Annotated in this window: 18 protein-coding genes; 14 read left to right on the forward strand and 4 right to left on the reverse strand. The window is 60.3% G+C overall.

From position 1 onward, the window contains the following. Nucleotides 1-34: 34 nt before the first annotated feature. From PSEBG33_RS12425 to PSEBG33_RS12380, 10 genes are all read left to right on the forward strand, one after another. Entirely contained in the window at nucleotides 35-676 is a 642-nt protein-coding gene (locus PSEBG33_RS12425; RefSeq protein WP_005788617.1) for a DUF1345 domain-containing protein, read from the forward strand. A 74-nt stretch (nucleotides 677-750) separates the two neighbouring features. After that, nucleotides 751-1,590 (forward strand): AraC family transcriptional regulator, encoded by an 840-nt coding sequence (locus tag PSEBG33_RS12420; protein ID WP_005788620.1) that lies wholly within the window; start codon nucleotides 751-753, stop codon nucleotides 1,588-1,590. Nucleotides 1,591-1,645: 55 nt separating this feature from the next. Beyond that, nucleotides 1,646-2,245 carry a LysE family translocator gene (locus PSEBG33_RS12415; protein ID WP_005788622.1) on the forward strand — a complete coding sequence of 200 codons (600 nt, stop codon included), beginning with the start codon at nucleotides 1,646-1,648 and terminating at the stop codon, nucleotides 2,243-2,245. A 108-nt stretch (nucleotides 2,246-2,353) separates the two neighbouring features. After that, entirely contained in the window at nucleotides 2,354-3,415 is a 1,062-nt protein-coding gene (locus PSEBG33_RS12410) for a LacI family DNA-binding transcriptional regulator (RefSeq protein ID WP_005788624.1), read from the forward strand. Nucleotides 3,416-3,499: 84 nt separating this feature from the next. Then, complete coding sequence (locus tag PSEBG33_RS12405; protein ID WP_005788626.1) at nucleotides 3,500-4,282, forward strand: sugar phosphate isomerase/epimerase family protein; 783 nt, start codon at nucleotides 3,500-3,502, stop codon at nucleotides 4,280-4,282. Then, the gene (locus tag PSEBG33_RS12400; RefSeq protein ID WP_005788628.1) at nucleotides 4,275-5,216 is read left to right on the forward strand and encodes a sugar kinase; all 942 of its coding nucleotides are present in this window, start codon (nucleotides 4,275-4,277) and stop codon (nucleotides 5,214-5,216) included. The genes PSEBG33_RS12405 and PSEBG33_RS12400 overlap by 8 nt, the downstream gene beginning before the upstream one ends. A gap of 45 nt (nucleotides 5,217-5,261) precedes the next feature. After that, entirely contained in the window at nucleotides 5,262-6,554 is a 1,293-nt protein-coding gene (locus PSEBG33_RS12395) for an MFS transporter (protein WP_005788630.1), read from the forward strand. Further along, nucleotides 6,551-7,528, forward strand: a complete 978-nt coding sequence (locus PSEBG33_RS12390; protein ID WP_005788632.1) for a bifunctional glyoxylate/hydroxypyruvate reductase B — start codon at nucleotides 6,551-6,553, stop codon at nucleotides 7,526-7,528. Before PSEBG33_RS12395 ends, PSEBG33_RS12390 begins: the two co-directional genes overlap by 4 nt. 610 nt (nucleotides 7,529-8,138) lie before the next feature. Then, entirely contained in the window at nucleotides 8,139-9,569 is a 1,431-nt protein-coding gene (locus tag PSEBG33_RS12385) for a nucleobase:cation symporter-2 family protein (protein WP_005788634.1), read from the forward strand. Nucleotides 9,570-9,581: 12 nt separating this feature from the next. Then, a complete protein-coding gene (locus PSEBG33_RS12380) occupies nucleotides 9,582-10,043 on the forward strand; it encodes an LEA type 2 family protein (protein ID WP_005788636.1) in 462 nt (153 codons plus the stop codon). 70 nt (nucleotides 10,044-10,113) lie between these two features. Here the strand turns inward: PSEBG33_RS12380 and PSEBG33_RS12375 are convergent, their stop codons facing one another. Then, nucleotides 10,114-11,040, reverse strand: a complete 927-nt coding sequence (locus tag PSEBG33_RS12375; RefSeq protein WP_005788638.1) for a carbon-nitrogen hydrolase family protein — start codon at nucleotides 11,038-11,040, stop codon at nucleotides 10,114-10,116. 90 nt (nucleotides 11,041-11,130) lie between these two features. On the opposite strand from PSEBG33_RS12375, the gene PSEBG33_RS12370 reads away from it, so the two are divergent. After that, nucleotides 11,131-12,051, forward strand: coding sequence for a LysR family transcriptional regulator (locus PSEBG33_RS12370; protein ID WP_005788640.1), 921 nt, complete (start codon nucleotides 11,131-11,133; stop codon nucleotides 12,049-12,051). On the opposite strand, the gene PSEBG33_RS12365 is transcribed toward PSEBG33_RS12370, so the two are convergent. Continuing rightward, nucleotides 12,023-12,277, reverse strand: a complete 255-nt coding sequence (locus PSEBG33_RS12365) for a hypothetical protein (protein ID WP_003190904.1) — start codon at nucleotides 12,275-12,277, stop codon at nucleotides 12,023-12,025. The two genes, PSEBG33_RS12370 and PSEBG33_RS12365, sit on opposite strands and share 29 nt — an antisense overlap. A 162-nt stretch (nucleotides 12,278-12,439) precedes the next feature. On the opposite strand from PSEBG33_RS12365, the gene PSEBG33_RS12360 reads away from it, so the two are divergent. Continuing rightward, entirely contained in the window at nucleotides 12,440-12,760 is a 321-nt protein-coding gene (locus PSEBG33_RS12360) for a DUF883 family protein (RefSeq protein ID WP_005788644.1), read from the forward strand. A gap of 33 nt (nucleotides 12,761-12,793) precedes the next feature. On the opposite strand, the gene PSEBG33_RS12355 is transcribed toward PSEBG33_RS12360, so the two are convergent. Further along, nucleotides 12,794-13,825, reverse strand: coding sequence for an Ldh family oxidoreductase (locus tag PSEBG33_RS12355; protein ID WP_005788646.1), 1,032 nt, complete (start codon nucleotides 13,823-13,825; stop codon nucleotides 12,794-12,796). Between the two features lie 170 nt (nucleotides 13,826-13,995). Between PSEBG33_RS12355 and PSEBG33_RS12350 the strand changes: the two genes are divergently transcribed. After that, nucleotides 13,996-19,134 (forward strand): dermonecrotic toxin domain-containing protein, encoded by a 5,139-nt coding sequence (locus PSEBG33_RS12350; RefSeq protein WP_005788648.1) that lies wholly within the window; start codon nucleotides 13,996-13,998, stop codon nucleotides 19,132-19,134. 20 nt (nucleotides 19,135-19,154) lie between these two features. On the opposite strand, the gene PSEBG33_RS12345 is transcribed toward PSEBG33_RS12350, so the two are convergent. Further along, nucleotides 19,155-19,424, reverse strand: a complete 270-nt coding sequence (locus PSEBG33_RS12345; protein ID WP_005788651.1) for a PepSY domain-containing protein — start codon at nucleotides 19,422-19,424, stop codon at nucleotides 19,155-19,157. A gap of 148 nt (nucleotides 19,425-19,572) precedes the next feature. Between PSEBG33_RS12345 and PSEBG33_RS12340 the strand changes: the two genes are divergently transcribed. Beyond that, nucleotides 19,573-20,568 (forward strand): FecR family protein, encoded by a 996-nt coding sequence (locus PSEBG33_RS12340; RefSeq protein ID WP_005788652.1) that lies wholly within the window; start codon nucleotides 19,573-19,575, stop codon nucleotides 20,566-20,568. Nucleotides 20,569-20,623: the final 55 nt, after the last annotated feature.

Raw genomic sequence — 20,623 nt, forward strand, 5'->3', positions numbered from 1 at the left:
TATGGTGCTCACACATACTTATCTGTGAGCCGCCATGCCCTTCCTCGCCCGCACCCACCCTCGCCTCTCGTCCGCAGCCGTACTGGGCCTTGCCGTGGGCATTCTGGTACCGGCCGACACCCTCGCCAGCAAAATCCTGATCGGCTGGAACGCCGGAGTCTGGACCTACCTGATACTGATGCTGTGGCTGACCATTCGCGCCAAGGCCGAAGACGTCAAACGCATCGCCGAAATCGAAGACGAGAACGCCGGCTTGGTGCTGTTCATGGTGTGCATCGCCGCCATCGCCAGCCTAGCGACCATTACCTTCGAACTGGTCGGCAGCAAAGACCTGGCCACCTCCGAGCGCCTGCTGCACTACGGCTTTACCGGGCTGACGGTGATCGGCTCATGGCTGCTGATCGGGGTGATTTTCAGCGTGCACTACGCTAGGCTTTATTACACTTGGCCAGGTAAGGAACCGGCCTTGCGTTTTGCCGAAGGCTTGCTCACGCCCAATTATTGGGACTTCCTGTATTTCTCCTTCACCATTGGCGTGGCCGTACAAACCTCGGATGTGGGCGTCGCCACCCGTGGCCTGCGTAAAGTGGTGTTGGGGCAATCGTTGATCGGATTTCTATTCAATACCGCCATCCTGGGCTTTTCGATCAACATCGCCGCCGGCCTGTTCGGCTAGGGCTGCACAAACCTTCTAGACGCTCACACAACCGCCGAGCATGAATACACTTAACTTTTCCATCTCGGTGGTTTATGACCGCGCACAATTGGATCGACCTTTCCCAGGACGCCGACACCGGCATCGAGACGTTGCGCGCGCATTTTGAAGGCCACGCCTACGACCCCCATTGGCACGATAGCTACCTGATCGGCGTCACCGAACAAGGCGTGCAGCAGTTCAATTGCCGCCGCACCCGCCATAACAGCGTACCCGGCCAGGTGTTCCTGCTGGAGCCCGACGAGTTGCATGACGGCGACGCACCAACGGTAGATGGCTTCACCTATCACATGCTCTACCTCAACCCGCAATGGCTGGCGCGGGAAGTGAGTGCGGTGTTTGAAGAGGCGCCTGCCAACAGCCAGTTGAGCTTTGCCAATACCTTGATCTGCGACCCACGCCTGGCGTTGGCCACCAGCCAAGCGTTCCAGTCGCTGCATAGCAGCGAATTGCGCATCGTGCGCCAGCGTGCGATGGACCAGTTGTTGGAGCTCATCACCGGCCAACTTTACTGGCGCACCCGTTATCACCCAGACCCGCGTCTGCCACAGGTGGCCCACAAGGCCCGGGAATATCTGCATGCACATCTGCATCACGACGTGGGTATGGATGAACTCGCGCGAGCCTGCAACGTCGACCGTTTCCGCCTGACCCGTGCCTTCAAGAGCGCCTTCGGCTTGGCACCCCATGCTTATCTGGTGCAACTGCGCCTGGCGCGTGCCCGGCACTTGTTGGCTAAAGGCGAACCGCCAGCGCAAGTGGCCACTCTGCTGGGCTTTGCCGACCAGAGCCACCTGGGCCGCTGGTTTATGCGCGCCTACGGCCTGACCCCGGCGGCCTATCGCAAGCGTTGCTCAAATCTTCCAGACAGGTAGCGCGTAGGTTTGTGAAGCTCGACTCCATCGATTGGTATACCGGAGTCTCCCCGCCATGCAGTCCACGTTGTTCCCTTTCATGCTGTTTGCATGCGTCGCCTCCATTACCCCCGGCCCCACCAATATCCTGGTGCTGAGCAACAGCGCCCGTTACGGTTTCAAGGCTGCGCTGCCGATCATTTTCGGTGCCTGCGCGGGAGCTGCGGGGATCGTGCTGCTGGTGGGCTGCGGGATCGGTCAGTCGCTGGTGCAAATGCCCAAGGTGCAAACCGCGATGCAATGGGTCGGCGTAGCCTGGCTGAGTGTCCTGGCCTGGCGAATCTTCAGCGCCCCGGCTCAAGCCATCCAGGCCGATGCCAGGCAAAAACCCTTGGGCCTGTCCGGTGCCGCAGCGCTGCAATTGGTCAACCCCAAGACCTGGATGATGGCGCTGGCAGTGGTGAGCGTATTTGCGGGTACTGGCGCGCAACGCGAGAGCCAGGTGATGTACCTGTCATTGGTGTTTTTTCTGATTTCACTTCCCTGCCTGGGTCTGTGGGCACTGCTGGGCTCGGGTTCAGCCCGGATAGTGCGGTCGGCCCACGCCATGCAATGGTTCAATCGCGCGATGGCGCTGGTGCTGCTAGCTGCAACCTGGGTGAGCGTGTTTCGCTGAATACCCGGTCATCCGGTCACGTCCTACAATTTCTTGACGACTTTCCTACTTTAATGGTTTCCTGAAACCGGTTTCAGTCATTCCAATAAGAACAGAAGGTCAATGGCCGTGAACAACTTTTCCGCCGCCCAGCGCAGCCGCGTGACCATGCTCGATGTCGCCGAGCGCGCTGGCGTGTCCAAGGCCAGCGTGTCGCGCTTCATCGGCGATGACCGCGCCTTGCTCTCCGATGCCATCGCCCTGCGTATCGAACAGGCTATCGACGAACTCGGCTATCGCCCCAACCAGATGGCCCGCGGCCTCAAGCGTGGGCGCACGCGCCTGATCGGTATGCTGGTGGCCGATATCCGCAACCCCTATTCCATTGCCGTGATGCACGGCGTCGAAACCGCCTGCCGCCAGCACGGCTACAGCCTGGTGGTGTGCAACACCGACCGCGATGACGAACAGGAGCGCCAACACCTGGCAGCGCTGCGCTCGTACAACATCGAAGGGTTGATCGTGAACACCCTCGGCCACCACCTCGACCAACTGCTGGAACTGCAACGGGAAATGCCGCTGGTGCTGGTGGACCGCAAGGTCGAGCCGTTGCACAGCGACCTGGTCGGGCTGGACAACCCGGCAGCGGTACGTATTGCGCTAGAGCATCTTGAGCAACAGGGTTATCGCGACGTGCTGCTGGTGAGCGAAGCCACCGATGGCACCAGCTCGCGCCTTGAGCGCCTGGAGAGTTTCACCACCGAGATTGCCAAACGCCCGGCGTTGACCGGTGCCGTGGTTGAGCTGAACGGCGAACTGGAAAAACGTCTGCAAGCCTTTCTCGCCAAGCCCGGCCCCAAGGCGCTGTTTTGCGCCAACGGTGTTGCTGCGCTGGCCTGCACACGTGCGCTCAAGGCATTGGGTTGCGAGCTGTTCACCGATGTGGGCCTGATTGCCCTGGATGACCTGGACTGGTACCCGCTGGTGGGTAACGGCATCACCGCCCTCGCCCAGCCGACGCAAGCGATTGGTGCCAGCGCTTTTGACTGTTTGCTCAAGCGTCTGCGCGGCGATACCGCCCCCACGCGCACCCTGGATTTTTTACCCGAGCTGATTATCCGCGGCTCGACACAATCCCCTGTGGGAGCGGGCTTGCTCGCGAACGCGATAGATCAGCCACTCTTGCGCTGACTGACACACCGCCTTCGCGAGCAAGCCCGCTCCCACATTTTGTTTTGCGTATAAAAATGAAACCGGTTTCAGAGGTAAACAACAATGCATAAATACCCCGTCTCCATCAGCCTTTCCAGCTACGGCGCCGACCTCGTCCGCCAGCAGGGCCAATTGAGTTTTGTCGCGCTACTCAACGCCGCCGGTGCCCAGCGCATCGAATGGCGGGAAGAGTTGCTGACCCGCGAACAACCCGCCGAACTGGCCCAAGCCGCCGCTGAACAGGGCCTGGAATCAGTCTTTTCCTCGCCCTTGGAGCTGTGGGTCGCCGGCCGTGCGCAGCCCAATGCCGAGCTGGCCGCCACCCTGGACAGCGCCCAGGCCTTTGGCTCGGGCTGGCTGAAGGTCTCGCTCGGTTACTTCACCGACACAAACGACCTGGAAAGCCTGCACGCCTTGCTCAACCGTCACCCGGTCAAGCTGCTGGTGGAAAACGATCAGACCCTGCACGGTGGGCGTATTGAACCCATGCAACGGTTTTTCACCGAGGTCGAACGCCTGGGCCTGCCGGTGAAGATGACCTTCGATATCGGCAACTGGCAGTGGCAAGACCAATCTGCGCTGACCGCTGCACGCCTGCTGGGCCGGCATGTGGACTACCTGCATTGCAAGGCCGTGGCCCGTCGCCCGGACGGCAAGCTGGTGGCCTTGCCACCCGGCGCCACCGACCTGCATCTGTGGGAACAACTGCTCAAGCATATGACTCAAGGTATTACGCGGGCGGTGGAATTTCCGTTGCAGGGCGATGATCTGGTCGAGGTCACTGCGCAACAAGTCGCCACCCTCGCCTGCCTTGGCCAACCCCGCGTGGAGAACGCCCATGTCTGAGATCGATATCCTGTCGTTTGGTGAAACCATGGCGATGTTTGTCGCCGAGCAGACCGGCGATCTGGCCCAGGTCGCGCAGTTTCACAAACGCATTGCCGGCGCCGACAGCAATGTCGCGATTGGCTTGTCGCGCCTGGGGTTCAACGTGGCATGGCTGAGCCGAGTCGGTGACGATTCCCTCGGACGCTTTGTGGTCGACACGCTGGGCAAGGAAGGCATTGATTGCCGCCATGTGGCCGTCGACCCGTTGCATCCCACCGGGTTTCAGCTCAAGTCGCGCGAAGAGGCCGGCGCTGATCCTCAGGTCGAGTACTTTCGCAAAGGCTCGGCGGCCAGCCATTTGTCCATCGCCGATATCAGCCCTGCGTTGTTGCAAGCCCGCCATCTGCACGCTACCGGGATTCCACCGGCATTGTCCGATGCCACCCGTGAACTCTCCTTCGAACTGATGACGCAGATGCGCAACGCCGGGCGCAGCGTGTCGTTCGACCCGAACCTGCGCCCCTCGCTCTGGGCCAGCCAGACGCAGATGATCCGCGAAATCAATGCCCTGGCCGCTCTGGCGGACTGGGTGTTGCCGGGCCTGGGTGAAGGCCGCCTGCTCACCGGTTTCGAAGATCCTGCGGATATCGCTGCGTTCTACCTCGACCAGGGCGCCGAAGCCGTGGCGATCAAGCTCGGCCCCGAAGGCGCTTATTACCGCACCCACATGGACCAGGGCTTTGTCGCCGCCGTAAAGGTGGAAAAAGTCGTGGACACCGTCGGCGCCGGCGACGGCTTTGCCGTGGGCATGATCAGTGCCCTGCTGGAAAACTCAAGCTTCCCCGAGGCGGTGCAGCGCGCTAACTGGATCGGCAGCCGCGCCGTGCAGAGCCGTGGCGATATGGAGGGTTTGCCGACCCGCGCCGAATTACCCACTCGATCCGTTGCATAGCCCATTACCTGTTGCCACAACTACAACAAGCTCAGGAGCAACCCCATGGAAACCGTGAAACTCGCCACCCGTCGCTGGTGGTACATCATGCCTATCGTGTTTATCACCTACAGCCTGGCCTACCTGGACCGCGCCAACTACGGCTTCGCCGCCGCGTCCGGCATGGCCGAAGACCTGATGATCACGCCCGGCATGTCCTCGCTGCTCGGCGCACTGTTTTTCCTTGGCTACTTTTTCTTCCAGGTGCCGGGGGCGATCTACGCGCAAAAGCGCAGCGTCAAGAAACTGATCTTCGTCAGCCTGATCCTCTGGGGCGGCCTGGCGACCCTGACCGGCGTGGTGTCCAACGCCTATATGCTGATCGTCATCCGCTTCATGCTCGGGGTGGTCGAAGCGGCGGTGATGCCGGCCATGCTGGTGTACCTGTGCCACTGGTTCACCCGTGCCGAACGCTCGCGGGCCAACACCTTCCTGATCCTCGGCAACCCGGTGACCATGCTGTGGATGTCGGTGGTGTCGGGCTACCTGGTGCAGCATTTCAGCTGGCGCTGGATGTTCATCATCGAGGGCCTGCCGGCGGTGTTGTGGGCGTTTATCTGGTGGAAGCTGGCCGATGAGCGCCCCAAGGATGCCAAGTGGCTGAGCGACGCCGAAAAGCACAGCCTGGAAACCGCCCTCGCCGCCGAGCAGGTGGGAATCAAGGCCGTGAAGAACTACGCCGAGGCGTTCCGTTCGCCCAAGGTGATCATCCTTGCCCTGCAATTCTTCTGCTGGAGCATTGGCGTGTATGGCTTTGTGCTGTGGCTGCCGTCGATCCTCAAGGCCGGCTTGCAGATGGACATGGTCGAAGCCGGCTGGCTGTCGGCTCTGCCCTACCTGGCGGCGGTGATCGGGATGCTGGTGGTGTCCTGGGGCTCGGACAAACTACAAAAGCGTAAGCGCTTTGTGTGGCCACCGCTGTTGATTGCATCGATTGCGTTTTACGCCTCTTACGTACTCGGCGCCGAGCACTTCTGGTGGTCCTATACCTTGCTGGTGATCGCCGGGGCCTGCATGTACGCCCCCTATGGCCCGTTCTTCGCCATCGTTCCGGAAATCCTCCCGGCCAACGTCGCCGGTGGCGCCATGGCGCTGATCAACAGCATGGGCGCGCTGGGCTCGTTCGGTGGCTCTTACCTGGTGGGCTACCTCAACAGCAGCACCGGCTCGCCTGGCGCTTCGTACCTGTTGATGAGCGGCGCGTTGCTGCTGTCGGTGGTGCTGACGATTTTCCTCAAGCCCGGCGCCAGTGACCGCTCGCCGGTGCCAACCCTGGAGTTGAAGGTAAAAACCTCATGAAAAAGTCCGTTGTGTTGTACAAGAAACTCTCCGCGCCGCTGATGGCTCGCCTGCATGAGCAGGCCGAGGTCACGCTGATCGATGCACTGGATGAGGCCGGCCTGGCCAAACTGCGCGATGCGCTGCCCGGCGCCCATGGCCTGTTGGGTGCAAGCCTGCGCCTGGACGCCCAGTTGCTCGACCTGGCACCCAAGCTGGAAGCAGTGGCCAGCGTTTCGGTCGGGGTCGACAACTACGACATCGATTACCTGACCCAACGCGGCATCCTGCTCAGCAACACCCCGGATGTGCTCACCGAAACCACCGCCGACACCGGCTTTGCGCTGATCCTGGCGACCGCCCGGCGTGTGGTCGAGTTGGCCGACATGGTGCGTGCCGGCCAGTGGAACAAGAACATCGGCCCGGCGCATTTTGGCAGCGATGTGCATGGCAAGACGTTGGGTATCATCGGCATGGGCCGCATCGGCGAAGCCTTGGCCCAGCGTGGGCATTTTGGCTTCGGCATGCCGGTGATCTACCACAGCCATTCGCCAAAGCCTGCGGTGGAGGCGCGCTTTGGCGCGCAGTACCGAAGCTTGCAGGACTTGCTCAAAGAAGCGGATTTTGTTTGCCTGACGTTGCCGCTGACGGCTGAAACCGAGAAGTTGATTGGCGCGCAAGAATTCGCGTTGATGGGGGCGGAGACGATCTTCATCAATATCTCACGGGGCAAAGTAGTGGACGAAGCGGCACTGGTCGAGGCTCTGCAGCAGCGCACTATCCGCGCGGCGGGGTTGGATGTATTCGAGAAAGAACCGCTGGATCACGCATCACCGCTGCTGCGCTTGAACAACGTGGTGGCGACGCCGCATATCGGCTCAGCCACCCATGAAACGCGCGAGGCGATGGCCAAGTGTGCGGTGGATAATCTGCTGCAGGCGTTGTCGGGCGAGCGACCGCAAAACCTGGTGAACCCTGGGGCCTGGAAGCAATAACCCCTGGAACAACACTGTCCGATGTGGGAGGGGGCTTGCCCCGATGGCCATAGGTATCTACACAACTCTGTAGCGCCAACGGTAACCACGATGCGAAGCGAGCCGCTGTTGATCTTGATCTGCTTTTGATCTTGATCTCAGGCGCCCCGTTAAACCACGCTGGCCGAACCTAAGCGAGGTGCCGAGTGGTGGGGCAAGAGCGTTTTGCTTACTTTTGCCTGGGCCGGCATTCCGGCTTTTCAAAAGTGAGCCGCTGTCAGAGCGGAACCCTAGGTGGCCGTTACCGCAGGAATGGATATGTACACGGTCCAACTGTGTTGACTGTTAGGCCGTCTTCGCAGGCAAGCCAGCTCCCACAGTTGGATCGCTGAGTGTCAGGTAGATTGGCGTGGGCTGGCAGGCCGCCATCGCAGGCAAGCCAGCTCCCACATTTGGATTTCGGAGCGTCAGATGGATATGCGCCGGCTGTCAGGCCGTCACGGGAGCAAGCCCCCTCCCACATTTTGATGTGGTCGGCCTATACAGCGACTTCATGAATATTCTTTTACACTTCTGACGACTGACGGTTTCTGGCATTCTTCGCCTCCATTTTCCGACCCGAGCCTTCATTTTGTCTGACGCTCAAGCCCCTCGCCCGCGCTATAAATCCGACCTGATCTACGGCCTGGACGACCGCCCGCACTTCACCGCTGCGATTTTTGCCGCCTTGCAGCATGTGCTGGCGAGCTTTGTCGGCATCATTACCCCGACCCTGATCGTCGGCGGCGTACTTGGCCTGGAAAGCGAAGTGCCGTACCTGGTGAGCATGGCGCTATTCGTCTCGGGGCTTGGCACCTTTGTGCAGGCACGCACGTTCGGGCCAGTGGGTTCGGGCCTGTTGTGCCTGCAAGGCACCAGCTTTTCGTTTATCAGCGTGATTCTCAGTGCGGGCTTTATGGTCAAGGCCCGGGGCGGCGGCACCGATGAGATCCTCTCAACGATCTTTGGCATCTGCTTTTTCGCCGCGTTTATCGAGGTGGTGCTGAGCCAGTTCATCGGCAAACTGCGCAAGCTGATCACCCCGGTTGTAACTGGCACCATCATTACCTTGATGGGCCTGTCACTGATCAAGGTGGCGGTCACCGACATGGCCGGCGGCTATGGCGCTGGCGACCTGGGCGCCGCCAGCAATATGGGCCTGGCGGCGCTGGTGCTGCTGACCATCGTGGTGCTCAACCGCTTCAACAACCCGTTCCTGCGCCTGGGTTCGATCGTGATCGGCCTGACGCTGGGCTTTGTGGTGGCGTGGTGGCTGGGCCGCGTCGACATGGCCGCCCTGCCCCAGGTGCCGTTGATCAGCGTGCCAGTGCCGTTCAAGTACGGCTTCGCGTTCGACTGGGTGGCATTTATCCCGGTGGCGGTGATCTTCCTGATTTCGCCTCTGGAAGCCGCCGGTGACCTGACTGCCAACTCGATGATTTCCCAACAACCGGTCAAGGGCCCGCTCTATATCAAGCGCATCAAGTCCGGCCTGCTGGCCGACGGCCTCAACTCGGCGATGGCCGCCACCTTCAACAGCCTGCCGATGGTGACCTTCGCGCAGAACAACGGGGTGATCCAACTGACCGGCGTGGCCAGCCGCTACGTGGCGTACTTTATCGCCGGGCTGCTGGTGCTGCTGGGGTTGTTCCCGATGATCGGCGCGGTGCTGCAACTGATGCCCAAACCAGTACTTGGCGGCGCGACCCTGATCATGTTCGGCACCGTAGCCGTGGCCGGGATCAAGATCCTCGCCGAAGCCGGCCTGCACCGGCGCAATGTGCTGATCGTGGCGATTTCCCTGGGGATGGGCCTGGGCGTCGCCGCAGTGCCGGAAGTGCTGCGCGATTTGCCCAAGGCGCTGCACAACATCTTCGAATCGCCGATCACTGTGGGCGCGTTCTGTGCAATCCTGCTGAACATTTTCCTGCCCGAAGAGTTCATAGAGCTGGAAGAAGATGAATTCGATCCGGAGTCCTCTACCCTCAAGGTCATGCAGGACCCGGACGTCACGAAACAGTAGGAGCACTTTTATATGCGCAAGCTCATGGTTCTTTCGTTGTTATTGCTGAGCTTGAGCGCCTGCGCGCTGTTCCCCAATCGCGACCCGGTGAATATCAACGTGGTGGGCATCGAGCCCCTGCAAAGCCAGGACCTGGAAGTGCGCTTTGCCGTGAAGCTGCGGGTGCAGAACCCCAATGAAACAGCAATCGACTACAACGGCGTGGCGCTGGATCTGGAAGTCAATGGCCGGCCGTTGGCGTCCGGGGTAAGTGACCAGGCCGGCAGCATCCCACGTTTTTCCGAGACGGTGCTGATGGTCCCCGTGAGTGTTTCGGCGTTCTCGGTGTTGCGCCAGACCCTGGGCCTGAGCCAGACCCAAAGCCTGAATAACCTGCCCTATGTGCTGCGCGGCAAACTGGCGGGCGGATTGTTCGGCACCATGCGCTTTGTAGAGCGTGGCACTCTGGATTTGCCCAATACCGCCACCTGGTGATGCGCGAGTGATCTGATCCAAATCTGCGAAATGCAAGCTCGCGCCTACAAAAGCCTTGGGTTGACCCGGTTCAATCAGTGATGTAGCGCACGCCTGACTTGACGCGCTCGTCCACCACCAATTCAAAAATATCCGGCCGAGCGTAATGCCCCACTACGTCGTAGTCGTAGCGTGCCCGCACCAGATCATCTGTATTGATCTGCGCCGTCAATAAACCCGCCTCCCCCAGCAACGGCCCCGCCAAAATATCGCCCATGGGCCCGACGATCACGCTACCGCCGGCAATCAACGGACGGTCATCCGGCCAATTGGCAACCTCCACACCCAAGGCCTGCGGTGATGCCTGCACCTGGCAGGCGCTGACCACGAAACAACGGCCCTCATGGGCAATATGGCGCATGCTCACCTGCCACATCTCGCGCTCGTCCACTGTGGGCGCACACCACACCTGCACGCCCTTGGCATACATCGCCGTGCGCAACAGCGGCATCATGTTTTCCCAGCACACCGCCCCGCCGATACGCCCGACAGCCGCGTCAATCACCGGCAAGGTTGAGCCGTCGCCCTTGCCCCAGATCAGCCGCTCAGTGCCGGTCGGCATGAGTTTGCGGTGCTTGGCGACCAAACCGCTCGACGGTTCGAAATACAGCACGGTGCAATACAGCGTGCTGCCACTGCGCTCGATCACGCCGAGCACCAGGCTCGCACCGGTACGCGCCGATAACCCGGCCAGCGCCTCGGTCTCCACGCCCGGCACGTCGATGGCATTGGCAAAGTAGCGCGCAAAGGCTTCACGGCCCTCGGGCAGGCGATAACCCAATTGCGTGCCGAAGCTTTCGCCCTTGGGATATCCCCCCAGCAACGCCTCAGGCATCACCACCAACTGTGCGCCACTGCGCTGTATTTCATCTTCATAGGCCAGGATCTGCGCCAGGGTTTGCGCTTTGCCGCCAGGCAAGGAGCCGATTTGCAGGGCTGCGACGATCGATACGGGCATTGCGCTCACTCCGGTAATAAGGGTTGCCCATTCTCCGGCCAGACTCGATCATGAATAAAGCCCACCTCAGTGCTAAATGATATGAGCCAAATGAATATCGCCCAGGTTGACCTGAACCTGTTGAAAACCTTCGAAGCCCTGCACGACGAGTCCAGCGCCAGCCGTGCTGCATTGCGCCTGGGCGTTACGCAATCGGCAATCAGCGCCGGTTTGCGGCGTTTACGCGAACTGTATGGCGACCCACTTTTCGTACGCACCGGTCGCGGCCTGGCGCCCACCCTGCGGGCCAATCAGTTGAAACCGGTGATCAGCGAGGCATTGGACCGCTGCCGACAAAGCCTGGCGATGATCCACCCGGATAACCCGCATTATCAGGGGCGATCGGTGGTGTTAGGTCTGTCAGACGATTTCGAAATCGCCTACGGCCGGCAGCTGATGGACGCCATCGCAGAGCGCCTGCCGAAACTGCGGGTGATCTTTCGCCAGACCCACAGCCAGATCGTTGCGACTGCCCTGCTCGACCGCAACCTGGACCTGGCCATTACCGCCGGCGGGTTTGCCGAGCGCAGGCTGAGTCGGCAAGTGCTGGGCGAAGGAGACTACCGCTGCCTGGTGGACCCAGGCAGCCTGGCGCCCGGCCAGCAAGGTATCGAGCTTGCAGAATTCATCGCACGCGACCATGTGCTGGTGTCGTCAGGCGGGTTTATCGGTATTACCGATGAAGGGTTGGCGGCGCAGGGCTTGAGCCGCCAGGTATGTGCGTCCACCAGCCACTTTGCGGCGCTGCCGTACCTGCTCAAAGGCAGCGCGGCGGTGGCGACGATCCCCGGTCATGCGGCCCAAGCGATTGCGCAGATGACCGGCTTGCGTGTGCTGCCCTGCCCGCTGGCGCTGCCGCACTACCCGGTGGAGTTGGGCTGGCGTACCCAGGCCCAGCTTGATCCGCTGTTGCTCAAGGTTCGCGAGGCGATCGTGGCGTGCTTTACTTCGCCGCTGCCATCAGCTTGTTGACTTCACTGCGCACCATGTTGGAAAACTCCGGCGGCGACATGCCGTCAAGTTCGGCGCGCACCCACTCGGCCCATTTGCCCTTGCGCTTGGCGCGCTCGCCGAACAAACGGGCGGCTTCGCCCTTGGCTTTGCCCAGGTTGGTTTGCCACAGGTCGTAGAGGCGCGACTTTTCGTCTTCCAGCTCGGCGCGTTCGGCGAGGGTCTTGTTGGCGAGATTGAAGCTCATGTTGAATTACCTGCTGCACAAATGACTGACATCTTACACTGTAGGCCCAAAGGGCCTGATCACCATTGTGCCGCAAATGGACGGCTCGCAAAATAACTGCAACTTTTGCCGCTGCCCGATACTCCATTGTTCACTGTCACATTCACTTGCAAGGAGTCACACATGGCCCGCAAAACCGCCGCCCAAGCCGTCGAAGAACAAATCAAGGATCAAGCCTTCAGCGAACTGACCGCGCTGATCGAAGAATCGGACAAACTGCTCAAAAGCAGCGCATCCCTGGTAGGCGAGGAAGGTGAAACCCTGCGCGAGCAGGTTGCCATCAAACTCAAGCAAGCCCTGGATTCGGTGTCCAGCGTCCGTGAGCGCAGCAAGCCGGTCGTGGACGCCACCGAGACCTACATCGGCGGTCATCCATGGCAGACCGTGGCCATTTCCGCAGGCTTTGGCCTGGTGGTGGGTCTGCTGCTGGGTCGCCGTCACTGATCAGCACGGGCTGCGCCCATGGCGCAGCCTGTTTCACCCCGCCGCCAGTTCTCGCAGTTGCCGAATGTCCTGCGTGTCAAGCTCTATGCCTGCTTCCTGCGACTTCGCCCGTGTGCGATGGCGCCGATCCCCCGGTAATCGCCGTAACCCCGCCGCATGCATCTGCCGCACCAGTTCCTGGCTGCGCTCGGCAAAGCTTTGCCCGGCGGTTTTGCGCGGATCGATGACTATCAGTAATTGGCCGGTCCAGGGCGTACGCGCTCCCGGATGATCGGCCCAATTGAATTCGAACGAAAAATTGCCGCCTGTCAGTGCCGCCGCCAGCAACTCGACCATCATCGACAACGCCGACCCCTTATGCCCACCAAATGGCAACAGCGCGCCCCCCTCCAGAATGGCTTTCGGGTCCTGGGTCGGCTGGCCCAGGCTATCGACGCCCATGCTCGGTGGCAGCCGCTCGCCTTTGCGCGCGGCGATCTGCACGTCGCCATGGGCGATGGCGCTGGTGGCCAGGTCGAACACAATCGGCGCGCCATCGGCCCGCGGCGCAGCAAACGCGATGGGGTTGGTGCCGAACAACGGGCGATCAGCGCCATGGGGCACCACGCAGGTCATGCTGTTGACCACACTGAGTGCAACCAGTCCTTCTTCGGCGAAAGGTTCGACGTCCGGCCACAAGGCCGCAAAGTGATGGGAATTGTGGATAGCCAGTAACGCAATGCCGGCGCTGCGGGCCTTGCTCACCAGTAACGCACGCGCGGCCGCCAGAGCGGGTTGGGCGAACCCATTGGCGGCGTCGACCCGTACGAAGCCTGACGCAACGTCGCTCACGATCGGTACGGCGGCGCCATTGACCCAACCGCTGGCCAGGGTCGAGAGGTAACCCGGGATACGAAAAATACCGTGGCTATGAGCGCCATCACGTTCAGCGCTGGCGCAATTGTGCGCAAGGATCGCCGCCACTTCTGGCGAGGTGCCGTGCCTGACGAAAATCTGTTGGAGCAACCCCACCAACTCAGTGAAGCTGATGAAGGCCGTGACAACTGTCGGAGACTGCGCAGACATTTGAAGCTCCATTTTTATGATTGGAAGGGGCAACGAATGGACATCCAGGCCGTCGATTAAACACCACCTGCAGCGCTCACTGTCAACTTACGACGAGACTCAATAGTTACCCCCGCCAGTCATCGGTGCCTGCCTACCCTGTGTCTTCCTATTCACGCTGGAGACAGGCGATGACCCGTGTCACCCCGCCCTATTTTTTCGACGAGTTCCTGCTACCCGTCAATCGCTCGACATTGAGCAAGCGCGAACGCGCCCTGGGGTTCACCGTCAAGGATCTGGAATGGCTGCACGGCGTGTATTACGCCAGCGACGCCAGCCGTCAGGATACCCGCCTGCAAAGCCCGCCCATGCGTGTAGAAAAGCTATTGATCAATGTGGCAGGGCAGGCTGCGATCCCACTCGCCGGCGCGTTTTCGATGAGTTCCACGCCCGACGGTGCCAAGGCTCTGCTGTACACGCCTTATGGCGGTATCCAGGTGTTTGACAGCCATGCCTCGCTGCTTGCCGAGGTCAGTCAGGCGTTGGCTGATTCGGTACAGCGCGTGCAATTGCTCAGCTTCCTGTCAATTGCACAGCGCAACAGCCTGCCGGCGGGTAGCGTTCTGACACTGACCACTTTGCCGGTCCTGGGTGCGGTCATGGAAGACCAGGAACAAACCCTGCAGGCCTGCCAACAGGCCAACGTGCAAGCAATGCTTGAGCACTTGCAGAAGACCCCGACCTTGTCCGCCATGCTCGACACATTGCTCGGCATCATGGCGCACCCTCATTTCCCCGGTCTGGATCAGCGGCAAACGCAAGTGAACTGCTTTCTCCAAAGCCCGACGGATGCCGATCGACGCTGGATCGACTCCCTGTCGTTACGTGATGCGTTATTGCAGTTCTATGTCAACCATGCCTGGCCCTTGGGGCAAACTCGCGAATTCATCAACCCCAAGCACGTCACCAGCCACTTCACCCAGCCCCAGTTGCAACAAGACCGCGAGTATTGGGACACGCTCATCGAACAAACCTCCGGTACGCTGTCCAAATTGCTCGACAGCCTGCTGCAGACCTACTGGAACGAAGACATCGACAGCGGCACCTCACGCCTTGACCTGTTCGCGCAAATCCTGGCTGACAAATTCCGCCTCGATGTGCTGCTCAAGCGCCAGAGCGGCATCCTCAGTGCTGACGAAAGCCATATGCTCCAGGCCCTGTTTCTCAGCGACCAGGGCGCTCGCAGCACCTACGCCGCCGAACTGAGCGTGGAAACAGTACGCATCTATGCGCCGTACCAGCACTACGTGGAACTGGCCAGTACCCTGATGCTGCATGACAGCCATGCCTACCTTTACACCCAATCCCGTGGCTTGCAGGTACTTAAAGATCTGGATGATCTCAAAGACACGCTATTGACCATGCTCACCGCCGCCGGGCACGAAGATGAACTGCTCAATTTCCTGTCTCTGGACGAGCGCAACACCTTTATCGGCCTGGACCAGATCAATGTTGCCGCACACCCCGTCACCGGGCACGTGTTCACCGACATGATCGAAGACATCGCCGCCAAGCAGACCAGTAATATGAACCATGCCCTGAGCCTCTATCGCAGCAGCGCCGGCCAGGTGGACCTGGAAGCATTGCTCGATTACGCCCTGGACATCCGCACCATGCTCGACAGTCGCCTGGCCGACCTGGACACCGATGGGCGCTGGACAATACATCCCGTCAGCAGCGGCAATGGCCGCCCCTCCACGGTGCAAGCCGAGCGCGCCAAGCTGCACCTGCAACGCCTGCGTGCTGCCGAAGAAGGATTGCAGATCGAGCGCCTTAAGCACCCTACACTGCGCAGCGTGGCCACCCTGGCCCTGAACACGGAACTGCAAACCCAACGACTGGACCTCAAGGCCGACGAGGTTTACGTCAACACTTACGCGTCCCGCGCCGAGCAGCGTGAGGAGCGCGCGCCTGTGTCTTCGCTGAGCATGGTTGAACATTTCATCGAGCGCCTCGGCCAGGAGAGCAAGCCGCTCCCGGTGTCTTCCAGAACTGGGTTTTACACAGAACGCAACCAGGGTGTCGCCCTGAAGCTCAATAACATGCCCCTCAAAACCTTCAACAACATGATCGAACGGGTCTTGAAGGTGTTTGCCGGCCACGAGATGCGTGAACTCCCGCGCCTGTTCCTGAATAACATCCGCGATAAGCACGCGCACTCGATGTTGTTGGGCCTGCGCAGCGAGGCTGAACTGCGGCTGCTGGGTAAAACGCTGACGCCACGCAGCCATGCCATTCTTGATGCAGTCCTGCAAACTGACAGCCTGGCGCGCCTGACCCGACATGGGATCAACGGGTTTCTGCCGGATGCTTATGCGCTGGCATTGCACAAGGGTACGTCCGACGCGCTGCTGCCGCTGGCCAATCTGTTTGTACTGACCGAACGTGGCGGCCTTGACCCCAAGAATTCGGGCCAGGCGATCCTATGGACGCCCCGGCGTGGTCATGAGGTTTTTGCGTCGGTCTCGGCCCTGCGCGAGGCGCTAACCCAGCGCCTGGCGCATCCGATCAAACGACTGTCGCTACTGGAAAATCTGTCATTGTCCCAGCGCGTGCCTCATCAGGCGTATCGCCTGGCTGCGCTGCAACGTATAGACGAAAACCTGCTGGACAATCGCCTGAAAACCTACGGCGATTACGTCATGGACTCGGTGGACCAACTGCTGGCCATGGACTTGCCGGCGCGCGCCGTGCAGGACCGCCTGGATGAGATCCTGCAGATCCCGGCGCCCACCAACCTTGCCCGAGCCCAGGCGCTGGCCGATGCCATGGTCACCCAGCAGGCCCTGCCCGTTTGGCTGGCAATGGCGCCCGCCAACGAGCAGATCTTCCATGCCGAACTGCTTGAGCAATACCACAACAGCGCCCCGGAAGAGGAAGACTACCTGCAAGGCATTCCCACCATTGGCGAGCACACCCTTGACGCCCTGTCGAAATTGCTCAAGGCGCGCTTTCCCAAGCAGACCATCAGCCCCGATGATGTGCTGATTCCCGTGCACCAGGCCCTCGACATCCATGACTACAGCCTGACCGATTTTGCCTTGCGTCACTGGCCGAACCTGGACAACCAGACTACCCGCCCCCGCTCGCGCACCGCCACACCGCTGCCGGACACCCTGGACGCCAATGCGCTGGTTCAACTGGTGCGGCAACTGGACTTGAAATCGGTGTACCAAAAGCGATTGCAAACCGAGATGGACACCCGCACGGAAGCTGCACGCAAACGCCGGCGCCTGTTCTGTCGGCAACTGCCATGGCAGGTGTTGCAATACGCCCACGAACAACATCTGCAAGAACGCCTGTCAAACAAGGCCTTGGGCTTGGTCCAGCAGGTGTTCGACATGCCTGACGGCCTGGCACGTGCGGCGTTGAAGGACGTATCGACGCTGATCCGGCCCGTGGAGCTGGTGGCGACTGCAGGCGCTACTGCCGCCAAGGTATTGGGCATGTACCTGATCAGCCCTGGAAGTAAAGAGCCCGGTCCGGTAGTGCTCTATGCGCCCTACAGTGAAAACCACGTGCTCAAGCAATATGACAACGAGCAAGCGCTGCTGGATGAAGTGGAGCGACCAGGGGAACTGCAGGACTGGGTCATCCAGCACCTGGAAGATCCGCACCAGGCCGTTTACCGCAGCTTGCTGCAAAACAACCTTCATCGCTCTTCGGATATGAGCCTGGCCTCATCTGCCGTGACCGGCAACCTGCTGCACTATTTATTCAGTGAGAACACGCTGATCCTGCTGAAAATGCTCGCCTGCCAGTTCGAAAAAGGCTCCAAGCTGCTTTGGGATAAAGTGGTGGGCGTGTTCGGCAAGGGCATACCCACGGCAGTGCACTTCATGGCGGGTAAACTCGCCTATCCACTTGTGGTCTGGCGCAGCTACAAGTTGGTCAAGCGCTCGGCTGAAGCGCTGCAACTGCACCAGTGGAAAGCCGCGATGAAGGACTTTAGCCTGGCTGTGGTGCAAATGGCCGCCCTGTACAGCGAGCTTGATGGCAGCGAAACCCCACCGCCTGATGACGCTGACCTGGTCGACCTGCCGGAAGGCGGCCTGCCCACCGCCACTACCCCGGGCCTGCGGGACGTCACCGCCACTTCCCGAACGCAGTTGCAGCGCTTGGAGGGCTACGACATCGCCCTTAAGGACCTTGAGCTGGACACCTCCACCCATGTCTACAAGGATAAGGCGAGCGCCAAGAGTTACGTGCCGCTGGCAGGCAAGGTGTATCCGGTGAAGAAAACCAAGGAGCACTGGCGCCTGGACAACGACGATCAGCAGGGCCCCTACGTTGGTCGCAATGCTGATGGCAAATGGGTAATGGACCTGAGCATACACAAGCCCCGCTTCGGCCAGGCCTGGACGCGGCAAAAAGTGCGACGGGCCGAAAGGCGCGACATCAATATTGAAGCACAGGGCATAAGGGCGATCGCCGCAGTGTCAAGCTGGAAAGCCCAAGTCATCGACGAAGCCTTGAACGTAGCGACCTACTACGCCGTCAACTGCAAGCGCAACATCCAGCTCTTTGCAGAGCTGCTCACGCCTGATAGTCGGGTAGGCCTGTTCTTGTGCGACCTGTTCGGCACTCTCAATCTGAACACGACCCAAGTAAAGAAAATCGAGGATATCATCGATGGAATACTGGATGAGTTAAGTGACCCCACCCTGATCGGCCCTGAATCAATGCGCCTTGTCAGCGGTGAAAGCGTGAACAACCCCACCAATGAGTACGCAATGGTGCTTCTCGATGACAGCGAACGCAAAGTGTACTTGTTCGAAAGGTTCTTCCATCCGAACCTGACGGAATACGCCACCATACTGAGTGAACCTTTCGACATGTTCGCCCATGCCAGAGCCTCTACCCTGATCCATGAGCTGACGCACCTGAAGTTCAAGACAGAGGACATTGCCTACCTGCGGAGCCTGGAACCATTCCGAGACCTGATCGATACGGCAAAGCCGGGTGCTCAGGCGGTGAAGACGCGCCAAGATGATTTGCAAACGAGCGGGCTGTCGGCGTTGACGCCGGCAACTATGCTATTCAAGGCATGGGATGACATATCCAACACCTGGGAGGATTACGGCTTTTTCACCGCCACCAGCTTCCTCAAACGCAGAGTCCTGAATATCACGGGTGCCAAGACCCTGAATGAGGCCCGAGAAGTTTTCATGAGCAATGTCGACAAGCGTATTGACGTGATTCTATCCAACGCCGACTCAGTCAGTTACATGATTACCCATCTGGGCCGCGCCCTGGATGCGGGGGCCTGAACAGGCCCCCCACGGGCGAATCAGTCTTTCTGATCACGCAGGACATTGCCGGAGGCGCCGTCGATGCGAGCTTCATAGACGGTGCCATCGGATTTACGGCCTTTGACTTCCCAGTAGCCGTCGTTATCGGCTTCGGCGGCGTAGACCTCGACATACCCAGCCTTGGTCTTCGCCACTTCAATCGCTTTTTCAATCGGAATCCAGCCCGCACCCGGCTTGTCTGCCAGCGCAGCGCCGGCGCTCAACAGCGCGGTGGTTGCACACAGGGCGGCTAAGGTTTTTTTCAACATGTTCGTACTCCTTGGTGGATGACAGTGTGTTTCCTGATTTTTTAGGCGCGTTTAAACAAGAATAAGTTCCAATTGATATGCAATCGCCATGATGCTGTTCTCGCCGTAAGGCTCGGAGGGGTAGAATGCGGGAAATCAGGATGAGTAAATGAGCGAAAAGTCCCTTTCAGAAGCCGAATACGACGCCATCACCGACGCCGCTGCGCATTGGTGTATGCGTGTGCATGCCAGCGACTGCACGGCGGCTGAACGTCAGGCCTTCGAACATTGGCACGATGCCCACCCGCTGCACGCCTTCGAGTATGCCGCGATGTTGGAAATCTGGGACGTGGCCGATCATTTGCCCCGCAATGCGCCTGCACCGCTTGTGGTGCCGCTCAAGCCTCGCAAACGCTGGCGCTCTTATGCGGTGGCAGCCGCCATTTGCCTTGCTGCTCTGCCGCTGGCCGCCTTCACGGGCTGGGAAGCCGGTTGGTTGCCAAGCTCGTATGAGCGGTTTGACGCCACCAACGGGCTGCGCAAAGTTACCCTCGGTGACGGCAGTGAGGTGGAGTTGAACCTGGGCACCGAGCTGGTCTACAGCCACTACAAGGATCGTCGCCAGGTGAAGTTGGCCAAGGGCGAAGCGTTTTTCAACGTCACCCATGACAGCGAGCACCCGTTTATCGTGCAGGCTGGCGAAGGCCGGGTTCGGGTGACGGGCACCCAGTTCAATGTGTGGAAGTATGAAGACCAGGTGCGGGTAATGTTGCTGGAAGGCTCGGTGCAGATCACCAGCGACGCGGTGCATGGCAGCGTGCCGTTGACGCCGGGGATGCAGGCCAGCTACCACCGCGGCGACGCCACACCGCAAGTCGCCGCGATCAAACCCAATGACCCTGCGCTTGCCTGGCGTACGGGCAAGCTGGTGCTTGATAACCTTGCATTGGCCGATGCGTTGCCGCTGATCAACCGATACCTGAACAAGCCAGTGATGCTGGCGGATGCTGGCACCGGGAGCATTCGCATTGGTGGCATCTATAACCTCAGCGAGGTCAACAACCTCATCCCTTCCCTGCCCAAGGTCCTGCCGGTCTACCTGACCCGCAACCAGGATGGCAATCCCGTACTCAACTCCATCCCGGGTAAAACGCCCAAGGGTTGAGGCGCGTTTTTTTTACTTCAGTGTCCACTTTTGAAACACCTCGGTACGCTGAATC

Source organism: Pseudomonas synxantha BG33R, assembly GCF_000263715.2.
GTDB lineage: Bacteria > Pseudomonadota > Gammaproteobacteria > Pseudomonadales > Pseudomonadaceae > Aquipseudomonas > Aquipseudomonas synxantha_A.